20 protein-coding genes and 1 pseudogene are annotated in these 22,830 nt (G+C 64.8%); 9 read left to right on the top strand and 12 right to left on the bottom strand.

The annotated features are described in order from the left end of the window. Positions 1 to 49: 49 nt before the first annotated feature. Positions 50 to 1,276, top strand: coding sequence for an imidazolonepropionase (locus GXP34_05575; GenBank protein ID NOY55441.1), 1,227 nt, complete (start codon positions 50 to 52; stop codon positions 1,274 to 1,276). Here GXP34_05575 and GXP34_05570 read toward each other — a convergent pair. Then, a pseudogene (locus tag GXP34_05570) lies at positions 1,260 to 2,069 on the bottom strand (DMT family transporter). The gene GXP34_05575 and the pseudogene GXP34_05570 sit on opposite strands and share 17 nt — an antisense overlap. 181 nt (positions 2,070 to 2,250) lie before the next feature. On the opposite strand from GXP34_05570, the gene GXP34_05565 reads away from it, so the two are divergent. Then, a complete protein-coding gene (locus GXP34_05565) occupies positions 2,251 to 3,042 on the top strand; it encodes a glycerophosphodiester phosphodiesterase (GenBank protein NOY55440.1) in 792 nt (263 codons plus the stop codon). Beyond that, positions 3,035 to 3,604, top strand: a complete 570-nt coding sequence (locus GXP34_05560) for a hypothetical protein (protein ID NOY55439.1) — start codon at positions 3,035 to 3,037, stop codon at positions 3,602 to 3,604. Before GXP34_05565 ends, GXP34_05560 begins: the two co-directional genes overlap by 8 nt. Before the next feature lie 104 nt (positions 3,605 to 3,708). Here GXP34_05560 and GXP34_05555 read toward each other — a convergent pair whose 3' ends face one another. The 4 genes from GXP34_05555 to GXP34_05540 all read right to left on the bottom strand — a co-directional run bounded on the left by GXP34_05555 (position 3,709) and on the right by GXP34_05540 (position 7,036). Then, positions 3,709 to 4,203 carry a CoA-binding protein gene (locus GXP34_05555; GenBank protein NOY55438.1) on the bottom strand — a complete coding sequence of 165 codons (495 nt, stop codon included), beginning with the start codon at positions 4,201 to 4,203 and terminating at the stop codon, positions 3,709 to 3,711. A 93-nt stretch (positions 4,204 to 4,296) separates the two neighbouring features. Then, positions 4,297 to 5,463 carry an FAD-binding oxidoreductase gene (locus GXP34_05550; protein ID NOY55437.1) on the bottom strand — a complete coding sequence of 389 codons (1,167 nt, stop codon included), beginning with the start codon at positions 5,461 to 5,463 and terminating at the stop codon, positions 4,297 to 4,299. A gap of 3 nt (positions 5,464 to 5,466) precedes the next feature. Then, positions 5,467 to 6,171, bottom strand: a complete 705-nt coding sequence (locus tag GXP34_05545) for an SDR family oxidoreductase (GenBank protein ID NOY55436.1) — start codon at positions 6,169 to 6,171, stop codon at positions 5,467 to 5,469. A gap of 310 nt (positions 6,172 to 6,481) precedes the next feature. Beyond that, positions 6,482 to 7,036 (bottom strand): macro domain-containing protein, encoded by a 555-nt coding sequence (locus GXP34_05540; protein NOY55435.1) that lies wholly within the window; start codon positions 7,034 to 7,036, stop codon positions 6,482 to 6,484. A gap of 42 nt (positions 7,037 to 7,078) precedes the next feature. Between GXP34_05540 and GXP34_05535 the strand changes: the two genes are divergently transcribed. After that, a complete protein-coding gene (locus tag GXP34_05535) occupies positions 7,079 to 7,582 on the top strand; it encodes a hypothetical protein (GenBank protein ID NOY55434.1) in 504 nt (167 codons plus the stop codon). A 26-nt stretch (positions 7,583 to 7,608) separates the two neighbouring features. Here GXP34_05535 and GXP34_05530 read toward each other — a convergent pair whose 3' ends face one another. Both GXP34_05530 and GXP34_05525 read right to left on the bottom strand, forming a co-directional pair. After that, positions 7,609 to 9,741, bottom strand: a complete 2,133-nt coding sequence (locus GXP34_05530; protein NOY55433.1) for an RND family transporter — start codon at positions 9,739 to 9,741, stop codon at positions 7,609 to 7,611. A 54-nt stretch (positions 9,742 to 9,795) separates the two neighbouring features. Further along, entirely contained in the window at positions 9,796 to 10,284 is a 489-nt protein-coding gene (locus tag GXP34_05525) for a pyridoxamine 5'-phosphate oxidase family protein (protein ID NOY55432.1), read from the bottom strand. Positions 10,285 to 10,378: 94 nt separating this feature from the next. On the opposite strand from GXP34_05525, the gene GXP34_05520 reads away from it, so the two are divergent. Both GXP34_05520 and GXP34_05515 read left to right on the top strand, forming a co-directional pair. Continuing rightward, positions 10,379 to 11,461 (top strand): squalene/phytoene synthase family protein, encoded by a 1,083-nt coding sequence (locus GXP34_05520; GenBank protein NOY55431.1) that lies wholly within the window; start codon positions 10,379 to 10,381, stop codon positions 11,459 to 11,461. A 97-nt stretch (positions 11,462 to 11,558) separates the two neighbouring features. Further along, on the top strand, positions 11,559 to 12,620 hold the full coding sequence (locus GXP34_05515) for an alcohol dehydrogenase catalytic domain-containing protein (protein ID NOY55430.1): 1,062 nt from the start codon (positions 11,559 to 11,561) through the stop codon (positions 12,618 to 12,620). 29 nt (positions 12,621 to 12,649) lie between these two features. Here the strand turns inward: GXP34_05515 and typA are convergent, their stop codons facing one another. Continuing rightward, positions 12,650 to 14,467, bottom strand: a complete 1,818-nt coding sequence (gene typA / locus GXP34_05510) for a translational GTPase TypA (protein ID NOY55429.1) — start codon at positions 14,465 to 14,467, stop codon at positions 12,650 to 12,652. 20 nt (positions 14,468 to 14,487) lie between these two features. Here typA and GXP34_05505 point away from each other — a divergent pair, with 20 nt between their 5' ends. From GXP34_05505 to GXP34_05495, 3 genes are read left to right on the top strand one after another with little or no spacing between them, the layout of a single operon-like run. Continuing rightward, complete coding sequence (locus tag GXP34_05505) at positions 14,488 to 15,825, top strand: major facilitator superfamily domain-containing protein 7 (GenBank protein ID NOY55428.1); 1,338 nt, start codon at positions 14,488 to 14,490, stop codon at positions 15,823 to 15,825. 57 nt (positions 15,826 to 15,882) lie between these two features. Further along, entirely contained in the window at positions 15,883 to 17,346 is a 1,464-nt protein-coding gene (locus tag GXP34_05500; protein ID NOY55427.1) for an SDR family oxidoreductase, read from the top strand. 23 nt (positions 17,347 to 17,369) lie between these two features. Then, positions 17,370 to 18,398 carry an enterochelin esterase gene (locus GXP34_05495; protein NOY55426.1) on the top strand — a complete coding sequence of 343 codons (1,029 nt, stop codon included), beginning with the start codon at positions 17,370 to 17,372 and terminating at the stop codon, positions 18,396 to 18,398. A gap of 67 nt (positions 18,399 to 18,465) precedes the next feature. On the opposite strand, the gene GXP34_05490 is transcribed toward GXP34_05495, so the two are convergent. From GXP34_05490 to GXP34_05475, 4 genes are all read right to left on the bottom strand, one after another. Then, positions 18,466 to 19,437, bottom strand: a complete 972-nt coding sequence (locus GXP34_05490) for an ABC transporter permease (GenBank protein ID NOY55425.1) — start codon at positions 19,435 to 19,437, stop codon at positions 18,466 to 18,468. Further along, entirely contained in the window at positions 19,434 to 20,378 is a 945-nt protein-coding gene (locus GXP34_05485) for an ABC transporter ATP-binding protein (GenBank protein NOY55424.1), read from the bottom strand. The genes GXP34_05490 and GXP34_05485 overlap by 4 nt, the downstream gene beginning before the upstream one ends. 4 nt (positions 20,379 to 20,382) lie before the next feature. Continuing rightward, on the bottom strand, positions 20,383 to 21,546 hold the full coding sequence (locus tag GXP34_05480) for a hypothetical protein (GenBank protein NOY55423.1): 1,164 nt from the start codon (positions 21,544 to 21,546) through the stop codon (positions 20,383 to 20,385). 377 nt (positions 21,547 to 21,923) lie between these two features. After that, the gene (locus tag GXP34_05475; GenBank protein ID NOY55422.1) at positions 21,924 to 22,814 is read right to left on the bottom strand and encodes a LysR family transcriptional regulator; all 891 of its coding nucleotides are present in this window, start codon (positions 22,812 to 22,814) and stop codon (positions 21,924 to 21,926) included. Positions 22,815 to 22,830 lie beyond the last annotated feature (16 nt).

Genomic DNA, 22,830 nt, shown 5'->3' with positions numbered 1-22,830 from the left:
GGATAAAGGGGTGTTAAGCCCGCCTGAAAGCTCGTGCAAGGATGAGGGCATGGATTTCGTGCTTCGCAACATTGGAGAGCTGACCACCAATGACCTTGGCCCGCCCGCCGCCGGCCGTGTCGTCCCCGACGCGGCGGTGGTCGTGAGCGACGGCGTTGTCACCTGGGCGGGACCAGATGATGCCCTCCCGTCCGAAGTCGACGCCCTGCATCGGATCGACGTTGGAGGAAGGGCGGTGATCCCCGGCTTCGTGGATGCGCACACCCATTGTGTCTTCGCCGGCGATCGGGCCGACGAATTTGGCCGGCGGCTCCGTGGAGAGAGTTACGAGGCAATCCTCGAGGCCGGCGGAGGCATCTGCTCGACCGTGGAAGCAACCAGAGTCGCCGACATGGAAGAGCTCGTCGCATCCGCAACTCGAAGACTCGACCGGATGCTGGCGATGGGCACGACGACGGCCGAGATCAAGTCGGGGTACGGGCTCGATACGCCCACGGAGAGAAAGATGCTCGAGGTCATCACGAAGCTCGCGCACACTCATGCCATCGATGTCGTGCCGACGTTCCTCGGTGCGCATGTCGTCCCTGCCGAGTATCGGGAGGATCGGGAGGCGTATGTGCGGCTCATCGAAGACGAGATGCTGCCGGCCTGCGCTCCGTTCGCCCGTTACTGCGACGTGTTCTGTGACAGCGCCGCGTTCACCCTCGAGGAGGCCCGTCGGATTCTGGAGGCAGGCAGGCGTTTCGGTTTGCAGCCGCGCATGCACGTCGAGCAACTCGCACACACGGGCGGAGCGGCGCTGGCAGCCGAGCTGGGCGCAGTCAGTGCCGACCATCTCGACCATGTCTCTCCCGGCGATGTCGAGGCTTTGCGTCGGGCAGGAACCGTTGCGGTGCTCCTGCCCGCGGTCGCTCTGGCGATGCGGACTCCCCGGCCACCCGGCAGGATGCTCTGGGATTCCGGCGTTCCGGTGGCCATCGCCACGGACTGCAACCCGGGCACCGCCTATGTGGAGAGTATGCCGCTCGTGGTGGTGCTGGCCGTCCTCGAAATGGGGTTGACGCCGGAGGAGGCACTGTGGTCGGCAACTCGTGGTGGTGCGTTGGCCATCGAGGAGACGGGCAAGGGATGGATCGGCGAGGGCGCGGTCGCGGACATGATCGTCCTGGACGCTCCGCGAGCCGTTCACCTCGTCTATCGGCCCGGCACAGACCTCGTTGGTGCGGTTCTCAAGGACGGCGATTTCGTCGTCGACACGCTCAACCTGTCGCGATGAGGGCGATCCCCGCCAAAGCGAGTGCGACCCCTGCGAGACGTGGCATCGTGAGTCGTTCTTTCAGCACCACTCTCGCCAGAACGATGGTCGAAGCCGGGTAGAGGGCCGTCACGACCGAGGCCAGCGAGATCAAGCCGGCCCGGACGGCCAACAGGAAAAGGGCGTTTGCAGCGATGTCGAGCACGCCGGCTCCCGCAACCGTCTTATCCAGCATCCGGGTGGGTCTGATCCTTCTTCCAAGGCTCGCGGCAAGGATCGCGACGAACGGTATGGAGGCGGCGCGGGCACCGATGAGCGGCCAGATTCCGGATGTGGGGTCTGTCCTGCTGATCAGGATGAAGAACGCTCCGAAGCCGATGCCCGCCAGGAATCCGTCGAGGGCACCGGTGTTGCGCGTTTCGCCTTCGTCGGGGGTTCGCTCCCTGGTGATGAGTGCGATGGATGAGAGGGCGGCCACGATCCCGATGGTCGCCGCGGTGGAGGGACGATCTCCGATGAAGAGCCCGAAGGTGAGTGGAACAAGGGCGGTGGTGACAGCCGACAAGGGGGCGGCGACGGACATCCGCCCTGTGGAGAGTCCCCGATAGAAGAAGATCAACCCGGTACCGCCGATGAGCCCGGCTGCGGCCCCCCATCCGAAATCGGAGAGCCGGTACTCGGCCGGTCCGAGGACCGGGAGCAACGCGAGGAGGAGCACGGCCCCGACCATCTGTGAGACCACCACCACTCCCATGGCCTGGTGGCGCTTCGAGGCCATGCCGCCGAGGAAATCGGCGGCGCCGTACGTGACGGCAGAGAGAATGGCGAACACGGCAAACACGGGAGAAGGGTATCGAGTTTCCAGCGACCGCCGGCCGGTGCTCGGTTTTCACTCATCGGTCATCAGTTCTCAGCAAGACGCGTGACCACGCGTGGTCCGCAACTGATGGCCGGCTGCCGACCGACGACCGACGACGTTTCTAGACTCTTTTGCGATGACCCATCCCTTCTTCTCCGTGCGTCCGACGGCTTTCTCCCATCGGGGTGGGCGTCTGCTGTGGCCCGAGAACACCGTATTTGCGTTCCAACAGTCCTACGACCTCGGCTATCGGTACTTCGAGACGGACCTTCACCTGACCAAGGACGGCGTCGTGGTTCTCTTGCACGACGACTACCTCGATCGCACAACGGACGGCACCGGCGATGTCTGGGACTACACGTTCGAAGAGCTCGAGTCGCTCGACGCCGCGTTTCGATTCGGAGCCGATCGGGAATGGCCGTACCGGGGACAGGGCATCACCATCCCCGCGCTCGAGGAGATCGTTACGACGTTCCCGGATATCCGACTCACCCTCGAGTTGAAGCAGGGTGGTCTCGAAGGACCCCTCGTTGCGTTGCTGGAGCGTCTCGACCTGTGGGACCGTGTGATCGTCGGCGGCTTCGACGACCGCTGGGTGCGCTCCGTACGGAAGGCATCAGGAGGGCGGGTGCTCACGTCGAGCGCCGTCTGGGAGACACGTGCATTCTGGGTTGCGTCGAGAGCCGGTGTCGGCCTGAGATCGCCCGCAGCGGCGTTACAGGTCCCTGTCCGGTATGGAAGCCTCACCATCGTCGACGACAAGTTCGTCGGTGCAGCCCACAGGGCGAACAAGCACGTGCACGTGTGGACGGTCAACGAGGCAGACGAAATGCATCGCCTCCTCGATCTGGGAGTGGATGGGCTGATGACCGACCGACCGGACGTCCTCAAGGCCGTCCACGAAGAGCGAGGTGTGGCACTTGCGTGAACGGGTCGGGTCCATTGCCCTGCTGCAGGTGCAGCGCCGGCGCCTGAAAGGGAGCGGCGTGTATGAGCTGTCGCCGCTGGTTACTTCGGAGCGGCTGCTGCTCACTCGCGAAGGGACGCTTGCCGCACATGACGGCGGGTGGGTGATCGACGCGCACCATGCGTCGCATCCACAGCGCACCCGATGGGCCCCCCGTTCCACGGTATCGATCGGCTTCACCTCGCACTATCGCAAGATCTCCGATCGGTTCGGCGATCAACCGTTGGGCATCGCCGGGGAGAACATCGTCATAGAGACCGACCGTATCTGGACGCTCGATGAGCTCGCCGCCGGGTTGGTGTTCGACATCGCCGGCGGCGGCGTCGAGCTGTCCGGGCTGCGGGTTGCAGAGCCGTGCATTCCGTTCACCCGCTTCCTGATCGGTCGGCCGGATGCACCCGCCGGGGAGCTGCAGGAGGAGCTCGCGTTCCTCGGATCAGGAACCCGGGGGTTCATCACCGCGATGGAACACCTCGAGTCCCCGGTGGAGATCAGACTCGGCGGCGAAGTGTGGTTGGCGTAGGCCACCAGGCGTCTGCGGAGTGATGTTGGCGCCCGGCACCTGGTATCGGGTACTTCGCATCGCGACGTGACCAGTGATGCGAGACCGTAAAGCGGACGTGGCGGCTACTGCTCGATGTCCTGGACCTTCCGGGGTACCGCACCGGTGAGGCTCAGGACGGAGCGCATGATCCGGTGTGCCGGGTCTGCCGCAGGCGGGAACATCAGGGGGCATCCGCCGGCAATCACCGGGACGCCGTGCCGTCGGCCGTACTCGACTGCAGCTTCCGAGACGCTGCCCTTGCCGAGCGATCGGTGGAGCCACACTCGCGTGATGCCCAGCTCGGCGCAGTCTCGCACGACATCCTCGGCTGCCTGTGGGGTCGTGGCGACAACGACGGCGTCCACTCCACCCGGGATCGACGCGAGGCTGTGGTAACAAGGATCTCCCTCGACCTGATCGGCATTCGGGTTGACTGCGAAGACCTCATACCCGCGGTCCCGGAGCCGCCGGTAGATGCCGTTGCCGCTGTGGCCCCCTTCGGGTGTTCTCGAGACGCCCGCAACGGCGATCCTTCGTTGTGCCAGGAAATCGTCTGCAGCATTGCGTAACGTGGTCATGGTTTCTCCAGGGCACCTGCCTGGACCTCCTCTTGCCGGAGGCTACCGATGAACGTTGCCGCGTGAGACGGCTTGTTGCCTCCGCTCACGTGTTCAGATGATGCGGCCGGCGTGCTCGAACAGTGGGCTGGCTTCGAGGATTCGTTGTGGTCCAAGTCGCGAGAGATCGAGGCTCGGCTCCTGGCCGAGGATGAGTTCGGAAAGGTAGCGGCCGACGGCGGGACACTGCTGGAATCCGTGTCCCGAGAAGCCGTTGGCGAGATACAGACCTCGCATCTCGGGCCACTCGCCGAGGATCGCGTTTCCATCGAGGGTGTTGACCGCGTAGAGGCCTGCCCACCCACCAACGACGTGCAGCCGGTCGAAAGCGGGAAGCTGCTCGACGAGATGCGGCCAGATGATGTCGTAGAAGCGGTGTTGATGCACGGAGAAGTCGAACCCGACCGGGTCATCCGGCTGTGACCAGGCCATGAGCCATGTGCCGCCGTGCTCGGGGATGAGGTAGAGCCCCGATGGCAGGAAGGCGCTCGGCAGTCCTGTCGAGAGAATCGGACTCTCGACCACATGAACGTGTCGCATCACCGGAATGACCGGCAGGTCGATTCCGATGGTCGAGAGGAGATCGCGAGCCCACGCTCCAGTGGCATTGACCACGACACCGGCCGCAATCGCATCTCCGGATGCCAGCGTGACTCCCTGGATTCTGTTGCCGTCACCGTTCAGACTGGTGACTTCTCCGGTCATGAAGTCGGCGCCCAACGAGATCGATTTCTTGCGATATCCCTGCAATACGGCGTTCGGATCGACGCTGCCATCGAGGCGTCCGAGCGTCCCACCGATGATCTGTGGACCGACGAACGGCGGGTATGCATCGGCGATCTGATCCGCGGTCAGCCACTCGACCGCGCATCCGAGATCCTGCTGGAGTCCGATGCCTTGTTCTGCTGCGCTCCTGGTCTCCGCATCGACGAGGAACAGGTTCCCCTGCTTGCGCATGGAGATCTCGGGCCGGACGCCATCGACCTCCATGTCATCGGCGAACGTCTCGAAGACCTCCATTCCGTATTGCGAGATCCGAATGTTCTCCTCGAGGTTGAACTGGATACGAATGTTGCCGTCCGAGAGCACGGTCGACGCGTATCGATACGTCGGATCCTTCTCGATGACCGCGACCGACATCGACGGTTCGCGACTCAGCAGGTAGTAGGCCGTGGCGGCACCCATTGCGCTGCCACCGACGATGACGATGTCGTACGCCACTGCTCAGACCGATCTTGTGATGCCGCCGTCGACGCGGATGTTCTGCCCGGTGATGTATCCGGCGTCGTCGGAGAGGAGGAAACGGACCGTCTTGGCGACCTCCGCGACGGTACCGTACCGGCCGGCCGGGATCCGAGCGACGTTCTCCGCCGTTTGCGGGTAGCTGTCGATGAACCCGGGGAGAACGTTGTTCATCCGGATGCCTCGTCCCGCGTACTCGTCTGCGTACAACTTCGTGAATCCGGCGAGTGCGGCGCGAAGGCTGCTGGAGATGGGAAACGCCGGGCTTGGCTCGAAGGCGGAGAATGTGGAGATGTTCACGAAGCTGCCGGCACCCTGCTCGAGCATGATCGGAGTGACGAGCCGAGCCATACGGACGACGTTGAGGAGGACGAGATCGAGACCGGCATGCCAGTCCGTGTCGGTGAGTTGGAGGATCCCTCCGGTGGGCGGGTGACCGGTGTTGTTGACGACCGCGTCGATGCGACCGTACCCGGTCATTGCCGCATCGACGAGTTCGGAGAGGTCCGCCTCGTCGGTCACGGATCCGGTGAGCCCGATGCCACCGAGTTCTTCGGCGAGCGTAACGGCGCCTCCGCCGTTCGACATGAGTGCCGGCCGGTACCCGGCTTCCGCGAGCTCGCGTGCAATCGCCGCTCCCATCCCTCTTCCCGATGCGGTGATCAGCGCGACGCGTCGGTCTGCCATGGTCCCTCTCCGCTCATGTGCGTGGACACACTACTGCAGCGGCCACCAGGTGGCGTTGAGGTGGCGTTGAGGAGCGCCAGGGCCTGATGGGGGAGATGGTCAAGAGCGGCCCGGCAATGATTCGCTCGGCTCATGCTCGTGGCAGACAGGTGTTGCCGACTCTCGTTCTCGTGACGCTTGACGGGAATAGTCCCAGCGAACCGTCACGAGAACGGGTCAAGGGTTCGAGTTGGGTGCCGGCTCACGCGTCCCCGCCGCTACGGTCTTGTGCCAATCTGAGGTTGCGATGGCGGGTACCGGAGAACCTGCATCACTCGGCGGACTCCTCACCGGACCGTTCCAGCGCGACGGCGAAATCGGCAGCGGTGGCGTCGTCGTAGCCGACGAGGCGAACCTCGTCGAGAGCCCCGGGGTGGGCCGAGACCCACGTCACGACCGCATCGGCGAGAACCCGTGTCGCCTCGGCACGGGGATAGCCGAAGATGCCGGCCGAGATCGCCGGGAACGCGATGGAGCGGTCGCCGTGTGCGAGTGCGGCGTCGAGCGCCGCCTCCACCGCTTCGCGCAGCATGCCTTCGTTGTCCTGACCCGTTCGGTAGCGGGGCCCGACCACATGGATCACGTGGCGCGCCGGCATGGCTCCCGCGGTCGTGACCGCAGCGTGTCCTGGTGCGACCGGGCCGTGCTCGCGGACCCACGCAGTCGACTCACGCTGCACGGAGCTTCCTCCTGCTTTGGCGATCGCCGCGGCGACCCCGCCTCCGTGAGCGAGATGCTCATTGGCGGCGTTGACGATAGCGTCGACGTCCTGGCGGGTGAGATCCCCGGTGATCACACGAATGAGTGTGGTATCGATGCGTCGCATGGAAGCAAGGCTACCGGCATGCAGCAGCCCTATCCTCGCGGCATGCTGCGTCTGCTCTCTGCGATTCTTCTCTCTGCCGCGGTCCTCGGCGGTGCCTTTGGGGACGCGACCGCCTCGGCGGCGCCGGTCTCCGGCGGCAGGATGGAAGTGACGCTGACCGTTGAGGTTGCGGGCGAGGCAGACGCCGTCGTTGCTCACCTGGTCGATATCGGAGGCGGGGAGGCAATCGTTGGATTGGCGCCACTCGGTGCGGGTGAATGGGGCGGGACCACAGAGACCGAGGTGAGTAATCTCGTGGTGGTGTTCGAGGCGATCAGAGCCGGCGGAGGCAGCGACATGTCGGAGCCGGTGACCCTGGCGACGCTCGGGGTCGATCCGGGGTTTCTCGGGCTCGAGGGATCGGGCACGACCGGTGCTCCGCAAGAGGGATACTCCGAGAGCACGCTTCGTTGGGGCTGGGGTGCTCTGGGGCTGGCGGCGTTGGCGCTGGCGTTGCTTGCATTCTGGGCAGCCGGCCCCCGTTCTCGTGACGCTTCACGGGAATAGTCCCAACGAACCGTCACGAAAACGGGTCAAGGGTTCGAGTTCGGCGCCGGCTCGCGCATCCCCGCCGCGGGCAGGAGCGCCGGGATGACCACGAGCGCGGTCACGGCGGCGGTCGTCATCGAGACCCACATGATCATCGAGATCTCCGGATGGATCTTCAGCGGCGACAGCCACAGCGCACTCAGCGCCAGGGCGATGCCGAGCGCGTTGGCGACGATCGGGCGGCCGGCGCTGTCGATGGCCCGCAGGATGTAGCCGTCTCCGGCCGGACGCGCGTAGTCGATCGCGGCAACGAAGTGGATCGAGTAGTCGATGCCGACGCCGATGACGATCGACGAGGCGATCGCCGTGACGAGATTCAACTGGATGCCGGATGCGGCGATGAACCCCAGCAGGGTGCCGGTCGTCAGGACCAGCGGGGCGAGGGCCACCAGGGTTTGGCGCACCTTGCGATACGCGATGAGCAGCATCAAGGCGACGAGGACGTAGGCGGCGATGAGCGACCCGATCTGGGCGCGAATCACGAGCCTGGCGATCTCGTCCCAGAGAACGGGCATGCCGGTCAGGACGCGGATCTCGGCGTGGGTGTCCGCGAAGTCGAGCCAGGCACGCAGATCCTTGGTCTCGAACGGTCCCGGGAACACGATGAAGCGCAACCCGTCCTGTGATGCCATCCGGCCGAGCGGCAACGCCGCCGTTCCCGCGAGGACGGCATCCATCTCGGCAGGCGGGATCTTTCCGGCCAGATCGGCCGCCGAGAAGACGGTGCGCACTCCCGGCAGCCGTTCGAAGTCCCGCTCCAGCGTCTCGAGATGTGTCAGCTGCTCCGGACCGCCGTTCGGGTCGTAGACGAACTCGCCGATCAACGGTGTGGCACCGCCGAAGATCTCCGCCGTCTCGTTGAAGCTCTGGCGGAGGGGATGGTTCTCCTTGATGAAGAAGAGCTGATCGGAGTCGACCTGGAGGCGAGGGATGAAGACCGCGGAGAAGGCGATCAGGCCCACGGACAGGACGGCGGCGATCCAGCGTGGTCGCGCGAGCGCCTTGATGGCGGCGGTGACGCGCGGTCCAAGGATCGCCGTATGGTGCTTCGGCTCGATGTCCAAGCGGCTGAGCAGCGCGGGGAGGAAAAAGAACGAGACGACGCCGGCGAGCCCGATCCCGATGGCGGTGAACAGGCCGAGCTGCTGAATGGGTCTGACCCCGGTGACGAGTAGGGAAAGGAACCCGGCGGCGGTGCTGATCGTCGTGAGGATCATCGGGACCCCGACCTGTCGGAGTGTGGAGGTGACGCGAGCTACCGGGTCCTCGGTACGCTCCGAGGCTTCTTGATAGTGGGTGACGAAATGCAGGCCGTCGGCGGAGCCCATGACGATCACATAGATGGGCACGAGGACCGAGACGATGTCGACCTCAAGGCCGAGCCCGAAGATCAGACCGAAGGTCCAGAGTGCGCCGAGCAGGGCCGGGATGATGGACAGAATCGTGAGCTTGCGGTCACCGATGTTTGCGAAGAACGTGAGCAGCAGCAGGATGATGACCGCAGGCGGGATGAACAGCAGGAACCAGCCGATCATGTCGAGCACCGTCGCAAAGATCACCGGGTTGCCCGAGTAGTTCACTTTCAGGCCCTCCGGCGGTTTGATGCCGGTGAGCTCACGCGCCACCCGCACCGGGTCACCTGAAGGAACCACAACCATGAGGGTGTGTCTGCCGTCGTCGCTGACGAGCAGATCGGCAACCGGGTTCTGAGAAAGGAACCTGGCGATCATGGCTTCCGGGACTGCATTGATCATCTCCGGGGTGATGGCTGCCCCGGTGAGCGGGTTGACGGCGGGGATGATGGACCCGACATGCGCGACATCATCGAGTGCCGTGAGGCGGTCACGCAGCTGGACCAGTTCGATCAGGACATCCTTGTCGGAGATCGTCTTTCCTTCCGGCACCGAGACGAGCACGTTGATCGGATCGGCGGTGTCGTATTTGTCCTGGAGCGCGACCCAGGCTTCACCCCGCTCGTTGCCCGAGGTGAGGAACTGGGTGACGTCGGCGTTGACGCGCAAGCGAAAGAGCATCGCGATCGCAACCAGGGTGATGACGCCGGTGACGACCAGTACTCGCCCCGACCGTTCGACGAGGAGGCGGCCTATGCGATCCAACACATACCTCCGGTGTTCGTTTTGCAGCCTACGCGAAACAGCCGGTGCGGTCGGCTATTCCGGGGAGACGGGGACCCGTGCCGACGCACGTTCCGGGTGCCGCATGACGAGCATCGGCACGCCGATCCCGTAGGTGACGAAGTGCCCAACCGGGGTGATCTCGATCAGGCACATATCCAGATCTGCGACCTTCTTTTCGAGACCGCGCAGCAGGGCGTGCAGGATCGGAGGCGGGGCTTCGCCGATGGGGTGGATCACCGCGTCGCCATGGAACGTGATGGCGGCGGCGGGAATCTTGACCCAGGGCATCAGTGGCACCCGTTTGGGTATCGTGATGGTGATCGACACGTGCGGGTTGTCGGCTATGTGGCGTGCCTTCCACGTTCGGGGTCCCGTGACGATGTAGATGCGGTGATCTGCGACGGTGTAGACGATGCCCGCGCTGCGGGCCTCCCCGGCCGGGGTCACCCACGCGAGGACTCCGAATAGGTGACGTTCGACGTCTCGCCAGACCTGCCGGGTTGTGGGATGTGCCGATCGCATGACCGTCCCCAGTGTTACGCGCGTCCACCCGGCGCGACCAGGGCCGTTCGGCCCTTTCCGGTGAGCCGCATCGCGCTGCTACCTTGATGGGGCCATGGGACACCGTTTTTCTCGGTTGCTGCTGTTAGCTCGAGGGTTGATCACCAACCGCGACCACCCCGACCTCGGGTCACTGGCCGCGGAGGACGATCCGGAGCGGTTCGTCTGGCGCGTTCTGCCCCACGCGGCGAGAAGCTTTGCGGCGAGTATCGTCATCCTTCCTGCCGAGAAGGCCAGGGCGTCGGCCGTGGCCTATCTGTACAGTCGCATCCTCGACACATACGAAGATCTGTACCCCGACACGGAGCAGCGTGGAAAGCGCCTCGACGACTTCGCCCGCAGGTTCGAGGGGGGCCGGCTCACCCGGCCGGTTCCGATTCCGGACACGCTGGCTCGCGACGATCGGGATCGGCTCCATCTCCTCCTCGTCGATCGATGTGGCCTCGTCGATGTCGTCTACCGGAGTCTCTCCACGGACGTGCAGCGGTCGATCGCCGATCTCGTCCGGTCGATGGCGGACGGGATGGTGTGGTCGACGGACCGCTTTGCCTGTCAGGGCGGTGTCCTGAACAACGGCGAACAGGTGACCCACTACTGCCGGAACGTGATCGGCAATCCGGTCCTGTTCGCCTTGGGTCTGATCGGCGGCAAGGTCCCGACGGCGGCCGTGGAGCGGGATGCGTTTGCGGTGGGGGAGATGATCCAACTGGCCAATATCACCAGGGACGTCGAGAAGGATCTCGCAAGGGGGATCGGGTATCACCCGGCGCTCAAACCGTATCTGGGCAATGTGGGCGACGCGACCAAGATCCGAGAGACGATCCAGCGTGTACGCGACGAGCTGGTTGCCCGTGCGCTGAGCCTCGTTCCCGCCTACCGGAGGCTGCTCGGCGGCTTCGAGCAGGCGGTCGCGGTGCGCACGGCGGCGGTGCTCATGCTGGGGTTCACGGAGCTGCACTACCGAGGTTGCGTCGCTCGGTCCGGTCGAGAACCGTGGCGGGGACCGAGTGGTTCATTCCAGGTGGTGTTGCAGGCCATTCCGTCACTGCTGTCGGTGCGATGGGCACGGCACACGATCGAACGGATCGAAACCGAGTTCCTTCGGGCCGCCACGCTGCTGGAGAGCCACCCCGCCTGAGATCGGGACCACGTTCATTTGAACCCAGGGCTCGTATGCGTCGTGGCGACCCCTACGAGCCCTGGGTTCGGCGGTTTGGGTCGCTACCGTGTTGCCTATGCGAGGTCTGACGCTCGACGGCGTGGAAACGATCACGTTTCGGGATGACCTGCCCGATCCGCGACTGGAGGCGGATACGGACGCGATCGTCGCCGTCCACCGGGCAGGGCTGTGTGGCTCGGACCTGCACCCCTACCTGGGACGAGAAGTCGTTCGCTTCGGCGTGATCCCCGGTCATGAGGTCGTTGGCGAAGTCACGGCGACCGGCAGTGCCGTCTCGGGCCTGTCGGTCGGTCAGCGGGTCATGGTGCCGTTCACGACGAGTTGCGGCGAGTGCAATCCTTGCCGGAGTGGGTTGAGCGCACGCTGTGCTCGTGGAGAGCTGTTCGGATACGGTGATGCGACAGATCTGTCGAAACCTGCACTGCAGGGAGGCCAGGCCGAGTTCCTTCGTGTGCCTCTCGCCGAGAGCACCCTCGTTGCGGTCCCCGAAGGGATCTCGGACGAGGCGGCGCTGCTACTGAGCGACAACTTCCCGACCGGCTGGCATGCGGCACGTCGTGCCGCAGTGCGCCCCGGCAGGGCGGCGGCCGTTGTCGGGCTGGGTTCGGTCGGCCTCAGCGCCGTCGCCGCGGCGAAGACGATGGGTGCGGATCCCGTCCTGGCGGTCGACCCCGTCGACGATCGGAGGAAGCGCGCCGAACGGCTTGGGGCTCGCACCGCGCATCCGCGAGAAGCCGAGAGTGTCGCCGACCTGATGACCGAGGGCGGGTTCGTTTCGGTGATCGAAGCTGCCGGTGCGCTCCCGGCGCAAGGACTGGCGTTTCGCCTTCTGAGACCCGGCGGGACGCTGTCGATCATTGCCGTTCAGACGGCCGACGCGTTCGCGTTCACCCCTGTGGACGTCTACGACCGCAACGCAACGATCCGTGGCGGTCGCGCTCCCGTCAGGTCGGTACTCGAGCGGCTTCTCCCGGTCGTGGCGGCGGGGAGGGTGACGATTCCAACCGAGGTCATCGTCACCCATCCTGGGGTGCCGATCGAACAAGGACCGGAGATGTACCGGCGGTTCGCGGCCTGCGAGCCGGGTCTCGTGAAGGTCTTTTTCTCGTTCTCGTGACGGTTGGCCCGGATAGACCCGCCGAAACGTCACAAGAGCTTTGCGCGCTTGCGGTCGCCGGCGCCCAGGAGCCGTTTCCGGACCCGGATCGCGTTCGGTGTGACTTCGACCAGCTCATCGTCGGCGATCCACTCGATGGCCAGTTCGAGGGTGAGCCTTCGGGGAGGCTTCAGTTTGATCGCCTCGTCCGATGCATGCGTGCGGATGTTGGTCAGCTGCTTGGGCTTGGTGGGGTTGCAGGGTAGGTCCATCGGCCTGGAGCTTTCCCCGATGACCATCCCCTCGTAGACCTGCTCACCCGAACCGATGAACAGGTGACCGCGCTTCTGGAGGTTGTCCAGGGCGTAGCCGGTCGAGTTGCCGGCCCGATCCGAGATCATCGCACCCCCCTGACGGTGAGGGAGCTCTCCGGCCCACGGCGCCCAGCCGGCGTGCTGCTGATGGACGAGGGCGGTGCCGCGGGTGGCGGTCATGAGCAGCGAGCGCAACCCGATGAGCCCACGCGACGGAGCCGAGACGGTGATGATCGTACGGCCTGTTTCTCCCGGCTCCAGACCGATGATCGTGCCCTTGCGGGGGGCGACCGCCTGGGTGACGGTCCCGACGTGCTCGTCCGGAACGTCGATGATCGCCTGCTCGATGGGCTCGTGTGTCACGCCGTCGATCTCACGGGTGATCGCTTCGGGACGGCTCACCTGAAGTTCGAAACCTTCTCTGCGCATCGTCTCGATGAGCACGGCCAGCTGAAGCTCGCCACGCCCGGCCACTTCGATGACTTCGGGAGAGGCCGTCTGTCCGATCCGGATGGACACGTTGCCGAGAACCTCGCGCTCGAGCCGATCGCGGATCTGTCGGGACGTGAGGAAGCGGCCGTCGGTCCCCGCAAGCGGGGACGTGTTGACACCGAAGGTCATTCTCAGAACGGGCTCGTCCACCTTCAGCCGCGGGAGCGGGAGCGGGTCCGTAACATCCGCGAGCGTGTCTCCGATCTCGACCTCGGGGAACCCCGCAACGACGAAGAGGTCTCCTGCGACTCGCTCGTCGACATCGATGCGTCCGAGACCCTCGAATCCCATGAGTTGCGTGAGCCGCCGTCGCAGAGGTGCGCCGTCGGCCCGGCAGAGAGCGACCCGTTCTCCACTCTTCAGCGTTCCCTGGACGACCCTTCCGATGGCGAGCCGTCCAAGGTAATCGGAGGCATCGAGGTTCGTGACGAGTGCCTGGAGTGTGGCCGACGGGTCGCCTGTGGCCGCCGGGATCGTTTCGACGACGGCGTCGAGAAGTGGGGAGAGATCGGCGTCGGCGTCGGGCATCCCGATGCCGACCATGGAACGGCCCTGGCGGGCGATGGACGAGATGATCGGAAACTCGATGTGGTCGTCGGACGCATCGAGGTCGAAGAACAGCTCGTAGACTTCGTTAACGACTTCTTCGAGCCTGGCATCGGCTCGGTCCACCTTGTTGATCACCACGACTGCCGGCAGGTGTCGTGCGAGCGCCTTGGAGAGCACGTAGCGGGTCTGCGGCATCGGTCCCTCTGCAGCGTCGATCAACAGCAATACCCCATCGACGAGCGCGAGCGCCCGCTCCACTTCGCCACCGAAGTCGGCGTGCCCAGGAGTGTCGACGAGGTTGATTCGCGTTCCCTTCCATTCGACGGACGCGGCCTTGGCGAGAATCGTGATGCCACGCTCTCGCTCCTGATCGCTGGAATCCAAGATGCGATCGACGTGTTCCTGGTGTGACGAGAACACTCCGGTTGCGGACAGCATCGCGTCGACCAGGGTGGTTTTGCCATGGTCGACGTGCGCGATCAACGCAACATTGCGGAAAGGGGAGTCCGGCATGAGGTTCGCGATGGTAACGGATGTGCCGGTCTGTGAAGTCGGAAGCGAGAGAACAGCAACCCGGAGACGCCGTGGCGATCCGGTTGGCACGGTGTCGTGAGCGTGGAGGTGAGGCGGTGGCCGAGGCGACGAGCGTCAGATTGTATGGGTATCGGTGGGTCGTGCTCGGGGTGTTCTCGCTCATCAACGCGCTGGTGCAGATGAACTGGATCACGTTCGCGGCGGTGACCGGTGATGCGGCGGCCTATTACCGGGTCTCCGAGCTGGAGATCGGCCTGCTGTCCATGGTCTTCATGATCGTGTTCATCATCATGTCGATCCCCGCGTCCTACATCATCGACACCTACGGAATCCGGGTCGGCGTCGGGATCGGCGCCGTCCTGACCGGCGTGTTCGGGTTGACCCGCGGGATCTGGGCGTCCGACTACACGCTCGTGCTCGTTTCCCAGATCGGACTTGCGGTCGGCCAGCCGTTCGTGATGAATGCCATCACCAAGGTTGGTGCCCGCTGGTTCCCGATCACCGAACGCGCGACGGCTGCTGCGCTCCCATCCCTCGCCCAGTTCATCGGGATCATCGTCGCGATGGCGGCGACACCGTATCTCGTTTCGAGTTTCGCGATGTCGGGGATGCTGATGGCGTACGGAGTCGCATCGATGATCGGTGCGGTCGCCGCTCTCGTCCTGATTCGCGAGCGGCCGGTCACCGCGCCGAGTGAGGCCGACCAGATGGAGCGTTTCAAGGTGTTCGAGGGTCTTCGACACATCCTCAAACAGAAGGACATGCTGATCCTGCTGTTGTTGTTCTTTGTCGGCTTGGGGATGTTCAACGCGATCAGCACATGGATCGAACAGATCGTGAGCCCCCGGGGGTTCGGTCCCGAGCAGGCCGGCGTGATCGGCGCGGTGATGGTGATCGGAGGGATTCTCGGTGCGGGGATCCTGTCGGTGTTGTCGGATCGGTCGCGAAGGCGCAAGCCGTTCCTCGTCATGGCGGTCGCCGGCATGGCCCCCGGTCTCGTGGGTTTGGCGTTTGCCGCCAGCTATCCGCTGCTGCTCGTTTCGAGTTTCGTGTTCGGGTTCTTCATGATGAGTGCCTACCCGCTTGGGTTCCAGTACAGCGCCGAGATCGGCTACCCGGCACCAGAGTCGACGTCGCAAGGAATCATCGTGATGGCCGGGCAGGTTTCCGGCATCTTGTTCATCCTCGGGATGGATGCGTTCAAGTCGGACGTGACCGGCTCCATGGCAGGCTCGATGCTGGTGTTCATCGCACTGACCACCATCGTCATCGCCCTGACGGGGTTTCTCGACGAGTCGCCGATGATCCGTGCCGAGCGCGAGAAGGCGACCGTTTGAGCCGGGCTGTCGGGATGCGTGCCATACATTGCCCGGCGGTCTCCTAGGCTCCGTGGAGTGAAAGTCCTCGTCACGGGCGCGACCGGCTATATCGGTGGACGTCTCGTGCCGCGCCTGCTCGAACGCGGGTTCCTGGTCCGGTGTATGACACGTGATCCTGCACGGCTCACACTCGATCCCTGGAGGGATCATGTGGAGGTCGTTGCCGCCGACGCCTTGAAGCCTGAGACGCTGCGCGCCGCACTCACTGGGTGCAATGCGGCGTACTACCTGATCCACGGGTTGGAGACGTCGGGGGGCTTCGCCGAACTGGATCGTATCGCCGCGGAGAACTTTCGCGATGCCGCCGACGAGGCCGGACTCGAACGCATCATCTATCTCGGCGGCCTCGGGTCCGACGATGAGGAGTTGTCGGCGCATCTCAGAAGCCGCCACGAGGTGGGGCGAATCTTGGCTTCCGGACAGACACCCGTCACCGAATTCCGGGCGGCGGTCATCATCGGTTCGGGATCGATGTCGTTCGAGATGATCCGACATCTGACCGAGGTGCTCCCGGTAATGATGCGCCCGAGGTGGATCTGTACGCGCTGCCAGCCGATCGCGGTGCGCAACGTCCTCGAGATCCTGATGGATGCCCTGGACTTCGTCGGGTCCGGCAGCCGTATCTACGAGATCGGCGGCCCGGACGTGCTCACGTATGAGGAGATGATGCAGACCTACGCCGAGGTCGCGGGGCTCCCGAAGCGAAGGGTCATTCCGCTTCCGCTGTTCAGTTCGCGCCTGTCGCCGCTGCTGGTCGGACTCGTGACGCCGCTGCCGGTCGCCACTGCCCGCCCCCTCATCGAAAGCCTGCTGAACGATGTCGTGGTCACCGGAGAGTCGCCGCCCGGCTACCACCCTGCAGATCTGCTCACCTACCGCGAGGCGGTGTGGAGGGCGATGGCGAGGATCTTGCAGTTCGAGGTCGAGACCCGCTGGTCCGATGCACTGACAAAGCCGGCACAACCGCTGCCCGGTGACCCGGCGTGGTCGGGGGCTGCGATGGAGCTGGACCGGCGTACGGCGACCGCGTCCGTGCCGGCCGACGATGTGTTCTGGGCGGTGACCAGGATCGGAGGTCACGTCGGCTACTACACGATGAACTGGGCATGGAGGCTCCGGGGCCTCTTCGACCGGCTGATCGGGGGTGTGGGGCTTCGAAGAGGAAGGCGACATCCCGAGGAGTTGCGACCCGGCGAGGCACTCGATTTCTTCAGGGTTGTCATCATCGACCCGGAGCAGCGTCACCTCTTGTTGCGGGCCGAGATGAAGGTACCCGGCACCGCCTGGCTGGAGTGGACGGTCGAACCGACCGAAGACGGCTGCAGACTGACGCAGATCGCCCGGTTCGTTCCAAGAGGTGTCGTGGGGAGACTGTACTGGTGGGCGATGTTGCCGTTCCACGCACCGATCTTTCGAAGGATGGCCCAACGCATCACACGGGTGGCCGAGCAGCGGGAATCTCTGCAGGTCGGGCCATGACCTGCGTCGAGTAGGTTGAGGCCATGCCTGGACACAGCTTCTCTCCGAGCAGGGGCACGAGGGTCGAGTTCTCGATCGACTCGCACGCGCTGCGCGGCAACCTCCTCGGTGATCCGGTGCAACGCCGGGTTGCCGTCTACCTGCCGCAAGGATATGCGTCATCCGACGAGGAGTATCCCGTGTTCGTCGACCTCGTCGGGTTCACCGGCAGCGGTCTCGCCCATTTCAACTGGCGGCCGTTCGGTGAAAACGTGCCGCAGCGTCTCGACCGCCTCGTCGCCGAGGGCGAGATGGGGCCCGTGGTGGCCGTGTTCCCCGACTGTTTCACGTCGCTCGGCGGCAACCAGTACATCAACTCTGCGGCGATGGGCAACTGGGAGGATTACCTCATCGACGAGATGCTCCCTGAGATCGAGCGCCGATTCCGGGTGCGCAAGGGTCGAGAGCACCGGGCCGTGTTCGGCAAGTCGAGTGGCGGGTACGGGGCGATCGTGCACGGTCTGCGGCATGCCGACGCGTGGGGCGCGGTGGCGTGTCACTCCGGCGACATGGGCTTCGCCATGTGCTACTCGGGAGATTTCCCGAAGCTGCTGGACACGCTGGCGGAACACGACCGTGACATCGCCAAACTGCTTGCACACTATGAGGCGAAACAGAAGCTCACCCACGACGACATGCACATGCTCATGGCGCTCGCCATGGCGGCAAGCTACGACCCGGACCCGGCCGGTCCGAAGGGGATTCGCCTGCCGGTCGACCTCTACACAGGCGAGCTGGACGCGGAGCGCTGGGCCAACTGGATGCGTCACGATCCGGTCGAGATGGTCAAGTCCCCCGAATGTCGGGAAAACCTTCGTTCGCTTCGTGGCCTCTACATCGATTGCGGTTCCAAGGACCAATACTCCCTCGTGTACGGGGCGCGCACGTTCGTGAAGGCGCTGAAGGAGGCGGGGATCGAGCATCGCTACGAGGAGTTCGACGACGACCACACGGGCGTCGACTACCGCCAAGACGTGTCGTTCCCCTATTTGTACCAGGCCCTCACCCCGTAACTGCGAACCCAGGGCTCAGGGGGGTCGTGACGACCCCCCTGAGCCCTGGGTTCAATGTTCGGCAGGCTCAGGCTCTGATTTCCTGGCGCATGAACCCCACGTAGGCGAACGCGAAGCACACAACCGTCAAAGCGAGGAGGCCGACGAGCTGTGGCCAGACGAGCAGCAGGCTCTGGTCGAGCGTCAGCTGCGAGACGACGGCACGGTCGAGCTGCTGATAGGTGATGATCCCGACGCTGCGCACCTGGGGGTCGAGCAACGCGGTGGTGGCCTCGTCGTAGAGCGTCACCGGAGAGATCCGGGACACGGCGAGCTCCACTTGTGCGTTGCGCAGCACCTGGTCCGGTGTGGCATCGGCGGGAGCCGGCGCCAGAATGCCGGCGACGAGCCGGAACAGAAGTGTGGCAAACAGCGCCAGCACGAGCCAGACCGCGATCGAGACGAGCGACGAGGTGGAAGCTCGTCGAAGTGTCACCGATGCGAGTGTCGCGAGTGCCAGCCAGAATCCCACGTAGATGATGGCGACGATCAGCCAGACGATCACTCGGGTCACCTCGCCCGCGGAAGGGACGATGCCAAGGGTTACGATGCCGAGCCCTGCCACGATGACCGTGAGAGAGGTCAGCATGAGTCCGATGATGGCGAGTCCTGCCGCGAACTTTCCGTTGATCACGTCATCGCGATGGATCGGCTGCGCCACGAGACGCGGCAGCGTGCCCTGGCTGCGCTCGCCGTTGATGGCGTCGAACCCGAAGGCGATGCCGAGCAGCGGTGCCAGGAACGCGATGAAGGTGATGAACGAGAAGGGGATCGGATTCGCGTTGATCGTGAAGAGCCGCAAGAAGAGGGCAGGCGTGCCTGCCGCCTTCTCGGCGACTCCACGGATTGCGGACGCCGAGGCGTAGACGGATCCGATTGCGGCGATCGCCAGGATCACCAGCAGCACGGTGAACCGTGCGGACAGGAGATGGTCGGTGAATTCCTTCCGGGCAACGGTTCGCCACCCCGCTCGGGGGATGGTGCGTGTTGCGGTGTTCATGTGGTCTCCTCCTGGGAGAAGTAGCTGTGGTAGATCTCATCGAGGTCTTCGCCCATCGGCCGGAAATGCGTGAGGGGCAGGCCTGCGGAGACGAGACCACTCGCGATCATCGGGGCTTGCCCGGGTTCCACGGCAACGCGCCAGTTGTGTGTGCGCGCCATCGGGGAGACCGACTTCACCGCCTCGAGGTTCGACAGCACCTGTTGCACGCGGGCCGCGTCGGCGGCGACGCCGATCTCGTATAGGGTCGCCGTGGATCCGAGAGAGGCGGCGAGTTCGCTGGTGGTTCCCTCGGCCGCCATCTTGCCGTCGACAAAGATCCCCACGCGATCGCAGATCGACTGCATCTGGTAGAGCAGATGACTGGAGACGAGGACGGTCACCCCCTGGTCTTCGGCGAGGCTTCGGATGAGCGACTGCATCTCCGCGACGCCTTCCGGGTCGATGGCGATCGTGGGTTCGTCGAGGATCGCGATGCGGGGATCCTTGACGAGCGTGTCCGCGATGCCCAGCCGCTGGAGCATGCCGCGCGAGTAGGTGCCCGCCGGCTCATCGGCCGCGTCGGTCATCCCCACCTGATCCAGCAGTTCGGCGATGCGCTTCGTCGACTCGTCGTCCGGGATGCGGTTCAGTCTTGCCGTGTATCGAAGGTTCTGACGGCCGGTGAGCGATTCGTAGAAGCCGATGCTGTCCGGCATATAGCCGACGAGCCGCTTGACTTCGAGGGGTTGCCGGATCGGGTCGAGTCCGGCGACGCGCACCGAACCGGCGCTCGGCTCGCTGAGTCCCAGGATCATGAGGATCGTTGTCGTCTTGCCGGCGCCGTTTGGGCCGAGCAGGCCGAAGATCGTGCCTTCCTCGATGTCGAGATTCAGCTTATCGACGACGGTGTGGTCGCCGTAGGTCTTTGTGAGGCCGGTCGTGAGGATGGCGCTCGGCATGGACTCATCTCCTTCCGAAGCGGCGGAACACGATGCCGAGTCCGGCGAGGACGAGGACGATCAGCCCGACGCCGACGAGACCCCAGGCGGCCGATGTCTTGACCGTCGCCCGCAGCTCGATCGAGTCCTTGGCCTGTTTCGTCTGTGATGAAAGCGAGAGCCGGTAGTCGCCGGCCACGGCGTCGTGCGATGGTGTGATGGTGAGGGTCACCGGCACCGAGTCTCCGGGAGCGATCTCGGCAACCGTTGCCGGAGCGAAAGCCGTCTTCCACCCTGACGGAGCGGTCGCGTGCAGCTGGATGTTCTCGAGAGGCGCCGAGCCCGTGTTGAAGACTTCGAGCTGCAGATCCGTCCCCTTCCCGGCGACGACGTCGGCGTTGAGTCGCTGGTCTTGGGTCGCCAGGAGGATGGCGTAGCTCCCGGTGATCTGAGCGGTGAGCTGCGCGGTGGCCGTGTAGCTGCTTCCGCTGGCGGTTACATCGATCTCGTATGAACCGGCGGAGGCATCGCTGGGTGGGGTGGCCTCGACGAGGATCGTCGAGGACTCACCGGGCTTGATCGTGATCGTCGAAGCAAGGCTCTGGCCGGACGGGCGGGCCTGGACCTGCCATCCATCGGGCGCGGTGGTATCGAGGCCGAACTGGATCTCTTGGGTCGTATCGTTGTTCAGGCGCAGGCGGTAGCTGAACTTCACACCGGACGGGCCTCGTAGAGCAGGATAATCGGACGTCATCGTGACACCACCGCCGACCTGTGCGGCCACCCGCAAGGCGAGGTCGAGTTGTGCTCTGCCGCTCGCTCCGGTCGCCGACACGCTCAGCTTGTAGAGACCGTCCGTCGCCTCGTTCGGCACGGTGACGCTGAGTCGCAGAGCCGGCGGATGGTTGATGTCGTAGGCGACGCCGTCGACCACGAAACCGCCGCCCTTGAGCGTGGTGGTCCAACCATCGGGGGCCCCGGTGACGTCGAAGGTGATGTGTTCACCTTGCGGTGCCGACAGGTTGAGATTGAAGGTGACGGTGTGACCGGGTTCGACGGCGACGGCCGTGTACGGCGTCGAGAGCGTGATGGTGTTCGTGCCGGTCGTGTCCTGTGCCGAGGCGGGTGCCGCCAGGGCGAAGAGCAGTCCGATGGTGATGAGCATGGTGAAAGCGCGTCGCAATTGCATATGGGCCTCTTGTGGGGTCTGTGAGCCGGCAGGCTCGCGGGTCGGTCGGTCGGATGAGTCGATCCGAGACCGTCAAGGGGCGTGCGTGAGGTGAAGAGGTGTGTGGCGGCGATGGTGGGCCGGGCGTCGGGCACCATCCGGTACGGGAACACGTGACATCGCTTGGCGATGTCGTGGCGGTCTGCCGAAGTGAACGTTCGTCATCGATCCCTCCCTCACACGAACCCATGTTCCTCGGGTCGGCTAAGACGAAACTGAAGGAATGATGAGAATCACCTAAATCATCTTGCATCCCCCATTTCTTCTGAACCCAGGGCTCGTAGGGGTCGTGGCGACCCCCCTGAGCCCTGGGTTCAACGGTATGGGGGGTCTTCGGATCAGCCGATGGTGATCTCCCGGGCCCTTCGCTGCAGATCGTTCAGGACCTTCGATGCGGTCGTGCCGATCGTGGACGGCGACCATGCGAGGAACACTTCAGAAGGCGAGATGTCTCGTACCGGTACGTACACGATGTCGGGCCGCACGTAGTACTCGCCGAGCGACCTTGCCGTCAGGACCATCGCCCGTCCCGCCGCGACGACCTCGAGCATCTCCGTGACACTGGACACCGTCGGCCCGAACACCGGGGTCGATCCGTCCGGCCGGGGGTTCACCGTCCAGTAGTCGGTGTTGGGCGCCGAAACGGCGATCGGTTCATCGGTCAGATCGGCCATCTCGATGCTTGCTTCGTTCGCCAGGGGATGATCTGCGGCGAAGGCGGCCACCCGGGGCTCTTCGAAGACCTTCTCATAGTGGATGTGCTCGCGATGGGTGAATCCTTCGACGGGACCGCGAATCAGCGAGAGGTCGGCCATCCCCGAGGCGACCGCCGAGACCTGCTCATGCCAGCCCACGTTGCGCAGCGTCACCTCACAGCCGAGAGAGTCGCCTGCCTCGCGCAGCACGTCGGTGGTGAGTTGGTGCGGCATCGGCGGCACGAAGGCGATCACCACCTCGTCCTGTTCCGCCCGCATCGAAGCCCGGACACGGCCGATCGCGACGTCGGTGGCTTCGAGAATGCCCACAGCCTCCGTCGCCAGCACCCTGCCGGCGGCGGTGAGCTCGATGCGGCGTCCCACCCGTTGGACCAGGGGAACTCCGAGCCGGCCCTCGAGCCTGCGGATCTGCTTGCTCAGGGCGGGCTGAGAGATGAATAGCCGCTTGGCGGCGCGCCCGACGTGCTCCTCCTCGGCGACGACCACGAACGATCGGAGGAGCTTCAGATCCATACCTACAGGTTATCAA

Source organism: Actinomycetota bacterium, assembly GCA_013152275.1.
GTDB lineage: Bacteria > Actinomycetota > Acidimicrobiia > Spongiisociales > UBA4744 > BMS3Bbin01.
The sequence above is the reverse complement of the archived record's forward strand: the minus strand, read 5'-3'. Positions and strand labels throughout refer to the sequence as shown.

Bases quoted from the DNA above. Each gene is read 5' to 3' on its own strand.
- GXP34_05525 (NOY55432.1), bottom strand. From the start codon at position 10,284: ATGCGATCGGCACATCCCACAACCCGGCAGGTCTGGCGAGACGTCGAA.
- GXP34_05575 (NOY55441.1), top strand. From the start codon at position 50: ATGGATTTCGTGCTTCGCAACATTGGAGAGCTGACCACCAATGACCTT.
- GXP34_05490 (NOY55425.1), bottom strand. From the start codon at position 19,437: ATGAACACCGCAACACGCACCATCCCCCGAGCGGGGTGGCGAACCGTT.
- GXP34_05535 (NOY55434.1), top strand. From the start codon at position 7,079: ATGCTGCGTCTGCTCTCTGCGATTCTTCTCTCTGCCGCGGTCCTCGGC.
- GXP34_05545 (NOY55436.1), bottom strand. From the start codon at position 6,171: ATGGCAGACCGACGCGTCGCGCTGATCACCGCATCGGGAAGAGGGATG.
- GXP34_05475 (NOY55422.1), bottom strand. From the start codon at position 22,814: ATGGATCTGAAGCTCCTCCGATCGTTCGTGGTCGTCGCCGAGGAGGAG.
- GXP34_05480 (NOY55423.1), bottom strand. From the start codon at position 21,546: ATGCAATTGCGACGCGCTTTCACCATGCTCATCACCATCGGACTGCTC.
- GXP34_05520 (NOY55431.1), top strand. From the start codon at position 10,379: ATGGGACACCGTTTTTCTCGGTTGCTGCTGTTAGCTCGAGGGTTGATC.
- GXP34_05555 (NOY55438.1), bottom strand. From the start codon at position 4,203: ATGACCACGTTACGCAATGCTGCAGACGATTTCCTGGCACAACGAAGG.
- GXP34_05505 (NOY55428.1), top strand. From the start codon at position 14,488: ATGTGCCGGTCTGTGAAGTCGGAAGCGAGAGAACAGCAACCCGGAGAC.
- GXP34_05565 (NOY55440.1), top strand. From the start codon at position 2,251: ATGACCCATCCCTTCTTCTCCGTGCGTCCGACGGCTTTCTCCCATCGG.
- GXP34_05515 (NOY55430.1), top strand. From the start codon at position 11,559: ATGCGAGGTCTGACGCTCGACGGCGTGGAAACGATCACGTTTCGGGAT.
- GXP34_05495 (NOY55426.1), top strand. From the start codon at position 17,370: ATGCCTGGACACAGCTTCTCTCCGAGCAGGGGCACGAGGGTCGAGTTC.
- GXP34_05485 (NOY55424.1), bottom strand. From the start codon at position 20,378: ATGCCGAGCGCCATCCTCACGACCGGCCTCACAAAGACCTACGGCGAC.
- typA (NOY55429.1), bottom strand. From the start codon at position 14,467: ATGCCGGACTCCCCTTTCCGCAATGTTGCGTTGATCGCGCACGTCGAC.
- GXP34_05540 (NOY55435.1), bottom strand. From the start codon at position 7,036: ATGCGACGCATCGATACCACACTCATTCGTGTGATCACCGGGGATCTC.